General features: G+C 63.2%; 12 protein-coding genes and 1 tRNA gene. 2 read left to right on the top strand and 11 right to left on the bottom strand.

Annotated elements, in window-relative coordinates; translation table 11 throughout:
- From AC56LW_RS16305 to AC56LW_RS16290, 4 genes are all read right to left on the bottom strand, one after another.
- Nucleotides 1-1,119, bottom strand: coding sequence for a GGDEF domain-containing protein (locus AC56LW_RS16305; RefSeq protein WP_499636028.1), 1,119 nt, complete (start codon nucleotides 1,117-1,119; stop codon nucleotides 1-3).
- Nucleotides 1,120-1,234: 115 nt separating this feature from the next.
- Complete coding sequence (locus tag AC56LW_RS16300) at nucleotides 1,235-2,080, bottom strand: MOSC domain-containing protein (protein WP_499636026.1); 846 nt, start codon at nucleotides 2,078-2,080, stop codon at nucleotides 1,235-1,237.
- Nucleotides 2,081-2,140: 60 nt separating this feature from the next.
- Entirely contained in the window at nucleotides 2,141-3,232 is a 1,092-nt protein-coding gene (gene ychF, locus AC56LW_RS16295; RefSeq protein ID WP_499636022.1) for a redox-regulated ATPase YchF, read from the bottom strand.
- Between the two features lie 140 nt (nucleotides 3,233-3,372).
- Nucleotides 3,373-4,470 carry a patatin-like phospholipase family protein gene (locus AC56LW_RS16290; RefSeq protein ID WP_499636019.1) on the bottom strand — a complete coding sequence of 366 codons (1,098 nt, stop codon included), beginning with the start codon at nucleotides 4,468-4,470 and terminating at the stop codon, nucleotides 3,373-3,375.
- Between the two features lie 106 nt (nucleotides 4,471-4,576).
- On the opposite strand from AC56LW_RS16290, the gene AC56LW_RS16285 reads away from it, so the two are divergent.
- Nucleotides 4,577-6,325, top strand: coding sequence for a DUF3857 domain-containing transglutaminase family protein (locus AC56LW_RS16285; protein ID WP_499636016.1), 1,749 nt, complete (start codon nucleotides 4,577-4,579; stop codon nucleotides 6,323-6,325).
- Nucleotides 6,326-6,345: 20 nt separating this feature from the next.
- Here the strand turns inward: AC56LW_RS16285 and pth are convergent, their stop codons facing one another.
- The 7 genes from pth to AC56LW_RS16250 all read right to left on the bottom strand — a co-directional run bounded on the left by pth (nucleotide 6,346) and on the right by AC56LW_RS16250 (nucleotide 12,526).
- Entirely contained in the window at nucleotides 6,346-6,930 is a 585-nt protein-coding gene (pth, locus tag AC56LW_RS16280; RefSeq protein WP_258837205.1) for an aminoacyl-tRNA hydrolase, read from the bottom strand.
- 125 nt (nucleotides 6,931-7,055) lie between these two features.
- The gene (locus AC56LW_RS16275; RefSeq protein WP_332530634.1) at nucleotides 7,056-7,649 is read right to left on the bottom strand and encodes a 50S ribosomal protein L25/general stress protein Ctc; all 594 of its coding nucleotides are present in this window, start codon (nucleotides 7,647-7,649) and stop codon (nucleotides 7,056-7,058) included.
- A 203-nt stretch (nucleotides 7,650-7,852) separates the two neighbouring features.
- The gene (locus AC56LW_RS16270; protein WP_183554159.1) at nucleotides 7,853-8,803 is read right to left on the bottom strand and encodes a ribose-phosphate pyrophosphokinase; all 951 of its coding nucleotides are present in this window, start codon (nucleotides 8,801-8,803) and stop codon (nucleotides 7,853-7,855) included.
- A 145-nt stretch (nucleotides 8,804-8,948) separates the two neighbouring features.
- Nucleotides 8,949-9,025, bottom strand: a tRNA-Gln gene (locus tag AC56LW_RS16265).
- An 83-nt stretch (nucleotides 9,026-9,108) separates the two neighbouring features.
- Nucleotides 9,109-10,002: a 4-(cytidine 5'-diphospho)-2-C-methyl-D-erythritol kinase gene (gene ispE, locus AC56LW_RS16260; protein ID WP_499636012.1), complete on the bottom strand. Its 894-nt coding sequence runs from the start codon at nucleotides 10,000-10,002 to the stop codon at nucleotides 9,109-9,111.
- A gap of 4 nt (nucleotides 10,003-10,006) precedes the next feature.
- Nucleotides 10,007-10,636, bottom strand: a complete 630-nt coding sequence (gene lolB / locus AC56LW_RS16255; protein ID WP_499636010.1) for a lipoprotein insertase outer membrane protein LolB — start codon at nucleotides 10,634-10,636, stop codon at nucleotides 10,007-10,009.
- Nucleotides 10,637-10,684: 48 nt separating this feature from the next.
- Nucleotides 10,685-12,526 carry a tetratricopeptide repeat protein gene (locus AC56LW_RS16250; protein ID WP_499636007.1) on the bottom strand — a complete coding sequence of 614 codons (1,842 nt, stop codon included), beginning with the start codon at nucleotides 12,524-12,526 and terminating at the stop codon, nucleotides 10,685-10,687.
- Nucleotides 12,527-12,586: 60 nt separating this feature from the next.
- Here AC56LW_RS16250 and mutM point away from each other — a divergent pair, with 60 nt between their 5' ends.
- Nucleotides 12,587-13,420 (top strand): bifunctional DNA-formamidopyrimidine glycosylase/DNA-(apurinic or apyrimidinic site) lyase, encoded by an 834-nt coding sequence (mutM, locus tag AC56LW_RS16245; protein ID WP_499636004.1) that lies wholly within the window; start codon nucleotides 12,587-12,589, stop codon nucleotides 13,418-13,420.
- The last annotated feature ends 1 nt before the right edge of the window (nucleotide 13,421 follow it).

Below are 13,421 nucleotides of genomic sequence, written 5' to 3'. Positions count from 1 at the left end.
TCAGGCAGCCGTGACGACCTGGTTGCGGCCCGCGGCCTTGGCCTGGTACAGCGCCGCGTCGGCCGACGCGATCAGCTCTTGCGCGACGCCTTCGATGGCATGATCGCGCTCGAAATCAGTCAGCGCCGCCACGCCGATCGACACCGTCACGCTCACCTGCTCGCCCGTGCTCAGGTCCACCGGCAAGCCGGCCACGCTAGTACGGATGCGGTTGGCGACGATGCTGGCGTTTTCCAGGTCGGCGTCGATCAGCACCACGACAAATTCCTCGCCGCCGAAGCGGCACAATGTATCGGACATCCGCAGTTCAGCCTTGATGCGGGTGCACACCTCGCGCAGCACGTCGTCCCCGCCCTGGTGGCCGACCGTATCGTTGACGCGCTTGAAGTGGTCGATGTCGATGTACATGCAGGACAGGCGGTAGCCCTGGCGCCGCGCACGCGCGATTTCTTCGGCCAGGCGTCGGTCCATGTAGCGCCGGTTATAGGCGCCGGTGAGCGAATCGGTCAGGCCGATGTACTTGAGCATCTCGTTGCTGATCACGTTCTCGAGGCAGATCGCGATGATCGAGCCCATATGCTCGACGAAATCGGTGCCCAGCGCCGGCGTGAACCGGCTCGCGTCGGCGCTGCCCAGGTTCAGGCTGCCGATCAGGCGCTTGTTGCGCATCAAAGGCACCAGCGCCACGCTGCGCAGGTTGGCCGGTGGTTGCGGGAACATCGCACGGTGCTGGCCCGGCGCATAGGCGCCCAGGATGGGCCGCAGCGGAGATTCCGGCGCCATGTCAAAGCCAAGTTCGACCGCATGCTCGCAGAAGATCAGGTTGGGCAGCGTTTCGAAATCGACGCCCAGTCGATGCATGACTGTGTAGATATCGGCGTTCTGATCGATCAGCGACAGCGTGACGATATCGAGGTCCGAGATCACCGGCAGCGTGGTAAAAATCGTGCCGACCAGATCAGGGAAACTGCTGGCACCGACGATCTGCAGGTCGAATGCCTGGTGGCGGCACATGATCGCGTGATTACGCTCGGCCTGTTCGAGCAGATACGCCATGCGTGCGCGCAAGGTCTCGTTTTCCGCCATCAGTTCCCGCGACGACACGCTCGGCTCGTGCATGAAGAATTCCTTTCAGCAATAACCGTAACATTACGCCATCCTCCTGGGCTTGGATACGAAAAACCGCCTGATCACGCAGGCGGTTAGGCGATTTTGCGACAGTGGCGTGGTCTGTTTAGAAAGCCAGTTCGGCGTTCAGTGGCTGGCCGACGCGCAGCGTCTGGCCGATCCCATTCTGCACGATCACGTTCATGCCCACCGTGACGGCGCCATCCATGCGCGGGTTGGCGCGCCAGGCTTGCAGGATGTCGAGCGGATCAGGGCCGGGAATGCCGGTGGCCTGGTCGACGGCCGGGATTGGGCAGCGCGCGCAGGGCTTGACGGGGCGCAGCGTCATTCCGTCGCCGTGGAAGGCCGCGACGAAATCTTCCTCGAACGCGGCGATGCCATCGACGATGACGTTCGGGCGGAAGCGGTTCATCGGCAGCTTGTCGCGACCGGCCTGCACGAGTTTTGTGTTGATGTCGTCGAGCGAGGCTTGGCCGATCAGCAGGATCGGGTAGCCGTCCGAAAACCGGGTGGCGGCAGGGACGCCTTGCGTCCATTTGGTGCTGGTCGGGCGGTGCACGTCAGGGCGAAAGCGCACCAGGCGGCATGGGGCGTTGAGGGCGGTGGTGAACCAATTGGCGGCCGCGTCACCGCAATCGGCGGCGGGGAGGCGGTGTTCCCACAGCAGGACCTCGATGGTGGGCGCGGCGGCGTCGTGCGCGAGCGGCAGGTGCAGGGGCGGCATGCCGGGGGCGTTGACGATCAGCGCTGTGGCGTCGATGCGCGACGTGACCGTGGCCATGCGCGGCACCTCGCGCTGGGTCAGGAACAGGCCGTCGGGCGTGACGAGCATCCATTCGCGGTCGTGCACGCCGTTTGCGAAGAGGCCGTCGAGGGCAAGACGGGCTTCAGGGACAGACAGGCCGGCGCAGGATTTGATCGGGTAGATAACGAGTTCGGTAACGGTGGCCATGTGGTCGAAATAGGACGGCGTCAAAAAAGGGCCCCGGAGGGCCCTTTCGCGATAATCAGATCAGACGTTGAACAGGAAGTTCAACACATCGCCATCCTTGACGACATATTCCTTGCCTTCAGCGCGCATCTTGCCCGCTTCTTTCGCGCCGGCCTCGCCCTTGTACGCCAAAAAGTCGTCATACGCGATCGTCTGCGCGCGGATGAAGCCGCGTTCGAAGTCGGTATGGATCACGCCCGCCGCCTGTGGCGCGGTATCGCCCACGTGGATGGTCCAGGCGCGCACTTCCTTCACGCCTGCGGTGAAGTACGTCTGCAGGCCGAGCAGCTTGTAGGCGGCGCGGATCAGGCGGTCCAGGCCCGGCTCTTCCATGCCCATGTCGGACAGGAAGTCGGCCTTGTCGGCATCGTCCATCTCGGCGATTTCGGACTCGATCGCGGCGCTGATGGCGACGATCGGGGCATTCTGCTCTTTCGCGTACGCGGTCAGCAGGTCCAGCAGCGGGTTATTGGTAAAGCCCGTGTCGGACACGTTGGCCACGAACATTGCCGGCTTGGCCGTGATCAGGTGCAGCGTCTTGATCATTTCCATTTCGTCGGCGTCCAGGCCCAGCGTGCGCACTGGTTTGCCCTGGTCCAGATGCGGCATCAGGCGTTCGCAGACGGCGACCAGCTTGGCGGCATCCTTGTCGCCCGAACGCGCTTTCTTGCCTTCGCGGTGGATCGCTTTTTCGACGGCGGTCATGTCGGCCAGCGCCAGCTCGGTCTGGATGACTTCGATGTCGTCCAGCGGGCTGACCTTGCCGGCCACGTGGATCACGTTATCGTCCTGGAAGCAGCGCACGACGTTGATGATGGCGTCGGTTTCGCGGATGTGCGACAGGAACTGGTTGCCCAGGCCCTCGCCCTTCGATGCACCGGCAACCAGGCCGGCGATGTCGACGAATTCGACGATGGCATTGACCATGCGCTCAGGCTTGACGATGGCCGACAGCGCATCCATGCGTGGATCCGGCACTTCGACGACGCCGACGTTCGGTTCGATGGTGCAGAACGGATAATTTTCAGCCGGGATACCGGCCTTGGTCAGCGCGTTGAACAGGGTGGACTTGCCGACGTTTGGCAGGCCGACGATGCCGCATTTGAGAGTCATGAGAAATCTTTCAGATTCGGTAAAAAGCGAGCGATCAATGAACCGCCCTAAACCCTGCATTGTAACCCGGACCGGCTTTTCTGCTGAAAAAAAAGGCGCATTGCCCCATGCTGCAACGTATCGATTGTCCCAATGACAAGCTAGATTGGCTGGACGCGCGCCAGGTCGGGCCGCAGCGCGAATTCGGCCAGTTCATCGCGCAGGCGCTCACCCTCCCCGATCGCGCGGCGCCACACCCGGATGCGCTCGTCATGATCGAGGCCGAATGACGTGAAGTCGGTCCGGTCCGGCAATTTGCCGCGCGGCAGCGAGCGCAGGAATTCTGCGGAAGGCGTCACCAGCAGCACATTCTCCAGCCAGCTGCGGTTGGGACCGCGCGCGGCGCGCCGCCACGGCATGCTCTTGTCGAGCCAGCCCGGCACGATGTGATCGGTGAAATGCGGATACAGCACCAGTTCGCTTTTGTCGGCGCCGACCGCGCGCGCATATGGCAAGGCCAGGTGGTAGTCGATGATGCCGCCATCCCAGTAGCTGCCGGGAGGCGCCTCGGCGATATCCGTCACCGCTTTCATGATCAAGGGCAGCGTGCCCGAGGCCAGCAAGCCAGAGGCCAGATTCGCGCGCGTCAATGCCGAAAAATGCGTCGTGAAACGATCGAACGGCTCGCGCAACCATGGCGCCTGGCTGCGTGCGTCATGGATGACCACCCTCTCCATCAGGCGCCCCAGCCAGGCCCGTGAGCCGGCGTTGTGCAGCGCGGCCGAGGCGAAGCCGCGCAGTTCGGCGTGGCGGCCGACCGGCGCGGCCAGCGAACGCAGGCCACGGTCGGCCAGGATGTGCAGGCGATGATGGGGATGTCCGATGATGTCGTCTTCATGCCCGCTCACCAGTTCGGCCAGCAGGGCTTGCACGACCTCGTCGATCTCCTGCGCACTGGGTTTCAGGCGCGTGTAACGCTGGCCGGTGTAGAGTTCGGCCAGGCGGGCAAACGCCTTTGCCGGATCCTTCTGGCACGCGGCCGCCATGCGCCAGGCGCCGATGGAGGCGCCGATCAGGGTTCGTTCGCGTGGCGCTGTGGGCAACCACTCGCCGAACAGCCACGCATCGAGCGAGGCGAAGATCAGGCCCTTGGGGCCGCCCGCCGCAGCAGGCACGATGGCAATGTCCTGCGCGCGCAAGCCATGCGCGGCGATCTGGGCCATGGCAAGGGGGCCGGCCTGGAAGGTGAGCGCTCTCATCGTGAAATTATCGCAGAAGTCGGGCCGACAGCAGGCGCTTGCGCGACATCAATCCTGCACGGACACCGCCCCGTACCATGGGTCGGTCGTGTATCTGGAGATTGCCATGATGCTGCGCTTTGTCGTCATGCTGTGTCTGCTTCTGTGGCCATTACTCGGCCTGCAGCCGGCATGCGCGCGTGATACGGGCGTCGACCGCCACGTACGCCACTTTGTCGTCGAACCCAGTGGCGCTTACCTGCTCACGGTCGAACAAACCAGGAGCATCGCCCAGAACAATGCACTGCACGACTACGCCCGGTACGAGATCGGCTACAACCAGGCGCTCGAGGACATCATCGCCATCGAGGCATATACCGAAAAGGCCGACGGACGCCGGCTCGCCGTGCAGCCGCACCAGATTCGCGACCAGCAACAAGCCGCGTCGGTCGACGCTCCGATGTTCCGGGACACACGCCTGAAGATTGTCATGTTTCCTGACGTCGACGTCGGCGACCGGGTGGCCGTGCGCTACGTCGTGCGGCGCCACACGCCGCTGTTTCCCGGCCACTTCGAAGACCTGTCCAGTGCCCGCCTCCAGCGCCAGCGCGACTTCCGGCTGGTCTATGACATGCCGGCCGCGATGGTTCTGCAGGCCGACGCCATCGGTTTTTTGCCCACGACGGTTACCGACCTGCCTGCGCCGGCAGCTGGCAAGCGGCGCTACGCGTGGCGCTATCTCGATGGCGACGATGCGCGGCCAGAGACCGACTCGGTCAGTTATCTTGATTACGGCAAGCGGCTCGCCGTCTCCACTTTCTCCGATTACGCCGCACTTGCCCGCGCCTACCAGGACCGCGCTGCCGCAAGCGCACTGCCCGACGACACGGTGATGGCGCTCGCAGCGCGCGTGACCGGTGATGTGGTCGAGCCCCGTGCGCGTGCGATCGCGTTATCCGACTGGGTGCGCCGCAACGTGCGCTACGTGGACATGCACCTCGGCCCCGGCGGCGTGGTGCCGCACGCGGCGGCCAGCGTGCTGACGAACCGCTACGGCGACGCCAAGGACCACACAACGCTGCTCGTCGCCCTGCTGGCCAGCGCTGGCATCGACAGCACCGTCGCTCTCGTCAACAACGGCAACGCCTACCAGTTGCCGGCCGTGCCCACGCTCGGTGTGCTCAATCATGCCATCGTCTACGTGCCATCGCTGCAGCTGTATCTCGATTCGACGGCCAACAGCGTGGCCGGCGGCTTCTTGCCGGCGGTTTTGCTCGGCAAACCGGCAGTGCTGACGCGCTCGGGCGAGTTCGCGATGGTCCCCTTCTTCCAGCAGGCGCGTAGCCACACGCTCACGCAATTCACCATCCAGCCCGATGGCAGCAGCCGCTTTACGGTCACGCGCACCGGCAGCGGCGCCCTGGCAGAACTGTATCGGGACGTCCCGGACGGCGATGTCGCAATATCGTTGCGCGGCGCCAGCAACGGTTTCACGCAACTGCCCGGCCCGGCGCGGCTGGCCACGAGCTACGATCTGAAGGGTAGCCTGGGCGATGCCGTGTTCGCGTTCGCGCAGGAACCCGAGCGACACCAGGACTTCGTGTGCCCGGCGATCGATGCCGAGGACGAATTGCGCTTTCATCTGCCGACGCGCTCGCGTGTGCAGGCCTTGCCCCGCGCCGTGCACGTAGACGACGCCAACTTTGCCTACCACTCGCGCTATGCGCGGCGCGGCGCGCTGGTAACGGTGCAGCGCCAGCTCAAGTTTCGCCACACGGCGGCAACCTGCACGCCCGACGACTACCGGCGCATGCGACCCGCGATCGAGCGCATGGTGCGCGACCTGCGCTCACAGGTCGTGTTCAAGCGCGGCTGAAAACGGCGAAGCACCGCCTGTCAGGCGGTGTGCAACCGCATCGTGGCCGTGTCGAACTTGCCTTCGCAGACGAGTGGAATGATGTGCAGGCTCTTGTCGATCGATTCTTCGATCAGGCTCTGCTCTTCGCGGCGCGGGCGGTGCAGAACGAAGTCAGCCACCACCTGTTGCAGATTCATCGTGCGCGGGTGGCCGATGCCCAGGCGCAGGCGCCAGTAATCCTGGGTACCCAGCGCCGCCGTGATGTCCTTCAGGCCGTTGTGCCCGCCGGACGAACCGCCCTTCTTGAGCTTGGCGACGCCCGGTGGCAGGTCGAGTTCGTCGTGCACGACCAGCACTTCGTCCGGATTGATTTTATAAAACCGCGCCAGGCCGCCGACCGACTGGCCGGAGCGGTTCATATAGGTCTGCGGCTCGAGCAGCCAGACGTCGTTGCCGGCAATGGATGTCTTGGCGACCAGCGCATTAAAACGCGATTCGCGCTGCAGACGGCAGCCGGGCAAGCCATTGGCCAGGTTGTCCACGAGCCAGAAGCCGGCATTGTGGCGGGTTTGTTCGTACTCGGGGCCGGGATTGCCGAGGCCAACGATCAGTCGAATGGACATGCGTGAGATTCTGTCGAGAAAAGGCGATTATCGCCGAAACGTGCAAATCAAAAAATAAAAACCCGCCGGGCAAGCCGCGGCGGGTTTCTGTGCGATGCGTCGCCGGAGCGACGCGTCAGCTGCGATTACTCGGCAGCTGGGGTCTCTTCAGCGGTGACTGCGCCGCGTGGGATGGTTGCGGTGACGATGGTCAGGTTCTGGCCATGGGTCAGTGCGGTGACGCCTTCTGGCAGGACCAGGTCGTCGGTGTGGATCGAGTTACCGGCTTCCAGGTTTGCCAGATCGACTTCGATGAACTCTGGCAGTTTGCCTGGCAGGCACGACACTTCCAGCTCGTTCAGGACGTGCGAGATGACAGCGCTGTTCAGCTTGACGGCTGGCGAGTTCTCGGCGTTGACGAAGTGGAAAGCGACCTTGGTGTGCACTGGCTTCGACGAATCGACGCGCTGGAAGTCAGCGTGCAGGACCAGTTGCTTGAACGCGTGCATCTGGAAGTCACGCAGCAGGACTTGCTGGGTCTTGCCGTCGATTTCCAGGTCCAGAACCGAACCGTGGAACGCTTCTTTTTTCAGCGCGTGCCACAGGGCGTTGCCGTCCAGGGCGATCAGCTCAGGCGTACCTGCGCCACCGTAGATGATGCCTGGCGTTTGACCAGCTTTACGCAGGCGGCGGCTCGCTCCGGTCCCCTGCAGAGTGCGGTTGAATGCGACTACTTTCATGTGATACTCCAAAAATAAAACAGGCCCGAATGCCGAAGAAAACGATCAACAGCCCGGTAGCCAAGTGGCGACCACCCCCGCGACCAGGGGCAGTCAGGAAAGAGCGCATTGTTACGCGCTCAAAAGATACGGAAATCCTGGATGCTACAACGGCGCGCCGGCTAATCAGCCAGGCGCGCCGTGGAATACAACGTCGATGAAGCTTAGTCGACGAACAGCGAAATCACCGAGTCACCCTTGACGATCCGCTTGAAGGTCTCGGCCAGCAGCGGTGCGCAGGTCAGCTGGCGGATCTTGCCGCAAGCGGCGCCGGCGGCGCTGAGCGGGATCGTGTCGGTGACGACCAGTTCGTCCAGCGGCGAGTTCGCGATGCGTTCGATCGCCGGGCCGGACAGCACCGGGTGCGTACAGTAAGCAACCACCTTCTTGGCGCCGCGCTCCTTGAGCACTTCGGCAGCCTTGCACAGCGTGCCTGCGGTGTCGACCATGTCATCCATGATCACGCAGTTGCGGCCTTCGACTTCACCGATGATGTTCATCACTTCGGACACGTTCGCCTTCGGGCGACGCTTGTCGATGATCGCCAGGTCGCAGCCCAGGCGCTTGGCCAGGGCACGGGCGCGGACCACACCGCCGACGTCCGGCGAGACGACCAGCAGGTCGTCGTAGTTGCGCTTCTGCAGATCGCTCAGCAGGATTGGCGATGCGTAGATATTGTCAACCGGGATATCGAAGAAACCCTGGATCTGGTCAGCGTGCAGATCCATGATCAGGACGCGCTCGACGCCGGCTTTTTCCAGCATGTTTGCCACGACCTTGGCCGAGATCGCAACGCGCGCCGAACGCGGGCGACGATCTTGACGGGCATAACCGAAGTAAGGAATCGCTGCAGTGATACGGCCAGCCGAGGCGCGTTTGAGAGCGTCGACCATCAGGATGATTTCCATCAGGCTGTCGTTGGTCGGTGCGCAGGTCGATTGCAGGACGAAGACATCCTTGCCGCGCACGTTCTCATTGATTTCGACCATGACTTCGCCGTCAGAAAACTTCGAGACGACAGCCTTGCCGAGTGGAATACCGAGGCTTTTTGCGACCCCTTCTGCTAGCGCCGGATTGGCATTGCCGGTAAAAACCATCAGGTTTTCGTAAGCCATGGGAGTCCCAAAAGGTAAGAAGCGTTAATACAGTAGAAAAACAATCAGCCGGCTATACCGGCTGATTAACATGCTGATGTGGTGCTTGGCACCGCATCGCGATTCTCTTGCTGGACGCATCGGCATCGACAGAACAAGAAAACTTTGGCAGGGGAACAAGGATTCGAACCTTGGAATGCCGGAATCAAAATCCGGTGCCTTAACCAACTTGGCGATTCCCCTACACGACCTGTAGTGCTTGCCGCTTCACATTGTGCTGCACATCTTTCTGTGCTGCTCAGCGTCGCGACAGGCAAAATTTTATTCTACAACTCACTGATTTGCAAGAGCGATTTTTTCAGCGGGTGTGTCTTCAACGACTTCGCTTTCCATGCCGCATACTTCTGCGGCACCTGCGCCAACACCTGGTCGGCAGCGTCTTCGCTGGAGACTGCGCAAAACACGCATGCCCCTGAGCCAGTCATCCTGGCATCACCGTAGCTGCTCAACCATTCAACCGCTTCGGCTACCGGCGGGAACAGGCGCATCGCCACGTTCTGCAAATCATTTTTACCAAACCCCACCATGCTGCCTGAATTGGTGTGGCTGGAAAAGTCCGCTATTCTGACCGGCTTTGCGTCTCTTGTCAAATCTGCCGCAGAAAAAATGGCAGGTGTTGGCACGGCGACACCGGGCTCGAGCACGACGTACCAGCAATCGGGGCCCTCTACGGCCTGCAAGGTCTCCCCCACCCCTTCGGCAAACGCCGTCTCGCCAAACAGGAAGAACGGGATATCGGCGCCCAGTGGCAAGCCCAGCGCCATCAATTCTTCACGTGTAAGGCCCGCCTGCCACAGGTGGTTCACGGCCATCAGCGCCGTGGCGGCATCGGACGAACCACCACCCAACCCGCCACCCATTGGCAGGATCTTGTCAACCGCCACATCGATGCCCGGCGGCAGACGTCCATGGCGGCGTGCGTATTCTGCCTGCAACAGGCGCAGCGCGCGCACGATCAGGTCCTGGTCATGCGGCACGCCGGGCACGTCGGTCGTGCGCACGATGCGCTCGTCGTCGCGCAGGTCGAAGTGCAGACGGTCAGCGCGGTCGATCAGCTGGAATACGCTTTGCAGCAGGTGGTAGCCATCGGCGCGCCGGCCGATGACGTGCAAAAACAGGTTGAGCTTGGCCGGGGCCGGGCAATCGTGCAGGGAACGCATGGAATCAGGCCGCCGGATTGACGACGATGCGGATCGCCAGATCCTGGATGTCGCCCGACGCGGCGCGCTCGGCCTGAATCAGGCGCGGCACCGGAGCAGCCGCAGCAGCACCAGCCGCTGCGTCACCAGCCCCGGCCGCTTGCCAGTCGATGAAGCGCAGGCGCCAGCCATCCTTCGTTGTCACGCTGTTGCTGGCCGGCGAAGCGCGAAAACGCTGCCCCTGTGCATCGACCGCATACCCCTGCAGCCAGTCGCGCAAGCCCGACACGGGCAGTGGCCAGCCCAGCGTCTGCTGGGTCAGGCTATCGATGTCGGCGGCCGTGCGCGGCGCCTGGCCGGCCTGCGTGAGCGTGGCCGAGCCTGGCGTGACATTGATCGCAGCAACTGTCTGGCCCAGCGGCGACATCAGGGTGACGTCGATCGTGCCCGGGCGCTGTTCCCAATTGAAACTGCCACTGATGGATTCGGGCCGGCCATCCTTTTGATAGTTCACCGACAGGCGCCCTGCCAGGTCAATGGTTTCGCGGTACGCGCCGACCGTGGCGGTGGACAGGTTGGCGGTACTTGTCGCGCAACCGGTCAGAACCGTGGCGGCAAGGGCGAGGATGGCAAGGCGTCGGGTAAGCAGCATCATGGGGCAGCAAAAAATCGCAGCAAATCAATTGAACGGAAGTGGATTATTTCACAAGGACAGGCCAAGGCGGGCCAGCGTCTCGCGCAGGGCCTCGTTCTGCGGGTCCTTGGCGCGGGCGTCGCGCCAGAGTGCCTGGGCAGCCGACTTATCGCCCTTTTGCCACAGCACTTCACCCAGGTGAATACCGATTTCAGCATCCTTGCGCACACCATACGCGCGGCGCAGGAACTTTTCGGCTTCGTTCAAGTTGCCCATGCGGTAGTGAATCCAGCCCATGCTATCCATGATGAACGGATCGTCGGGCGCCATCTCGAGCGCCTTCGCGATCAGCCCGTAGGCTTCCTGCAGGCGCACATTGCGTTCGGCCAGCGAGTAGCCGAGCGCATTGTAGGCGTGGTGATTGTCGGGTGCCTGCGCCATTACTTCGCGCAGTTGCGCCTCCATCACATCGACCTTGCCCATTTTTTCGGCCAGCAGCGCGAAGTCGTACAGCAGATCGGGATTCTTCGGGAAGCGCCGGGCCGCTGCTTCCATCACCGCATACGCTTCCGGCAGCTGATTCGCCTGACGCAGCAGTTGCGCGTCGGCCGCCATCAACTGGGCTTGGCGCGCCGGCTCGGTCGGCTTGACCTCGGCCAGCAGCGCACGCGCAGCAGTCAGGTCGCCGCCCTTGTTCGTCAAATGCGCACGGCGCAATTGCGCGTTGAAACGGGTTTGTTCGTCGGTGTTGTCAGGCACCTTGTTCAGCCACAGCAGCGCGCCAGCCAGGTCGCCCCGTTCTTCGGCCAGTTGCGACAGGATCAGGAGTGCGCGCGACGGATCGCGTTCGTCGTTCGGATTGCGGCCGAGCACGTCCACGAAGCGGGTGAAATAGGTTTCAGCGCCACGGGCATCGTCCGTTTGCGTGGCCAGGATGCCCAGCGCGTACAGCGTCGCGGCATTGTCGGGCTGCACCTTGAGCAGCGACTCGAATTCGCGCCGCGCCGCCGGATAATCCTTGCGGTTGACCAGCACGCGCGCATAGGCGGCGCGCACGTCGTTGGCCTTTGGATAGCTCTTGAGGAATTTCTCCATCATGACCACCACCTGCGCCTCGTCGTCGGTGACCTGCGCCAGCATCAGCAGAGCGATCTCGGCGTCGGGCTTGGCGGTCAGCGCCGACTGCGCGTAAGTGCGCGCCAGTGCCTTGTCACCGCGCACCAGCGCGATCTGGGAGCGCACGATGCGCGCTTCCATCATCTTGTCGTACGGCTCGATCAGGCGCTCGAGCATGGCGAGCGCGGCGTCCTTGTCCTTGGCCCGGCCCAGCAACTGCTGGACCTGGAACATCAGGATGCCGCGCCGGGCCACCGGCGCTTCGCGCAGGCGCTCTTCGAATACGGGCTCGAGCTCGGCGATCTTTTCGGACGTGACCACCATGCCGACGAAATACTGGGTCGCTTCATCCGACTCGGGATCGAGCCGGTACCACAGACGCACCGCGGCGAGCGTGTCGTCGGCCTGCTTGGCAGCGACCGCCATCTCGGCAGCGCGGCGGGCCAGGCGCGGATCGCGCGTCTGCTGGGCCAGGCTCAGCACCGTAAGGTACGGGCCTTGCCAGTCGCCATTGCGAAACGCAAATTCGGCCTTAAGTAACTGGTCGAGCATGACCGGGGTCATTTCGACCTTCGGCAGGCGGGCTTCTTCCTCGGCTTTTTGCCTGGCGGCCTGCGCTTCGTCATCGAGCAAGGGCTCGGCGGCGGGCGTGGACGAGGCCTGGACATCGGCAGCGACGGATTGCTGTTGCGGCGCGGCAGCACATGCCGTCAACAGACCGGAGAGGGTTACAATGGCGAAAGCGTTTTTCAAAGCAAGTCCAGAAGTCCAAAGTGAGTTTGATTCTACGCTCATGCGCAGACCTGCCGCGCATGCGCTGCGCCGTCAACTGACTCTACACGAATCCCCTTAGGCATGCCTGAACTCCCAGAAGTCGAAGTTACCCGGCGCGGCGTCGCGCCCCATCTCGAAGGCCGCATCGTCGAGCACGTCATTTGCCGTCGCGAAGGGTTGCGCTGGCCCTTCCCGCCCGGCCTGTCCGCGTTGCTGGAAGGCCGCCGCATCCTGCATATCGGCCGGCGCGGCAAATATCTTTTAATCAATTTTGAGCACGGCACCCTGATCATCCACCTTGGCATGTCGGGTCACCTGCGCGTGCTGCCTCCGGGTATCGAGCCGCGCACGCACGATCACTTCGATCTGGTCGTGAACGGCCCCGAGGGCCGGCAAGTGCTGCGCCTGAACGACCCGCGCCGCTTCGGCGCCGTGCTGTGGCACGCCAACGAAGACGGGCCGCTGGCCGAGTATGTGCTGCTGCGCGGCCTGGGTGTGGAGCCGCTCGACGAGGGTTTCGACGGCGCCCTGCTGTTTCGCGAAACCCGCCGCCGCAGCGCCCCGATCAAGCAGGTGCTGCTGGCTGGCGACATCGTTGTTGGCGTGGGCAATATCTACGCGTGCGAAAGCCTGTTCCGCGCCGGCATCAACCCGAAGACGGCGGCCTCGCGCATCAGCCGTGCGCGCTACGACCGGCTGGCCGAAGCGATCCGCGTCATCCTGGCTGAAGCGATCGTCCAGGGCGGCAGCACGCTGCGTGACTTTATTGCCGTAAATGGCCAATCTGGATATTTCCAGCAGACATATTTCGTCTATGATCGTGCTGGCGTGCCCTGTCGCCAATGCGCGCTGCCGGTACGCCAGATCAAGCAAGGGCAACGTTCGACGTTCTACTGCGCCCAGTGCCAGCGCTAGT

Source organism: Telluria sp. LT2P80, from assembly GCF_059685955.1.
Note: the sequence above shows the minus strand (reverse complement) of the source record. Positions and strands in the feature narration are given on the sequence as shown.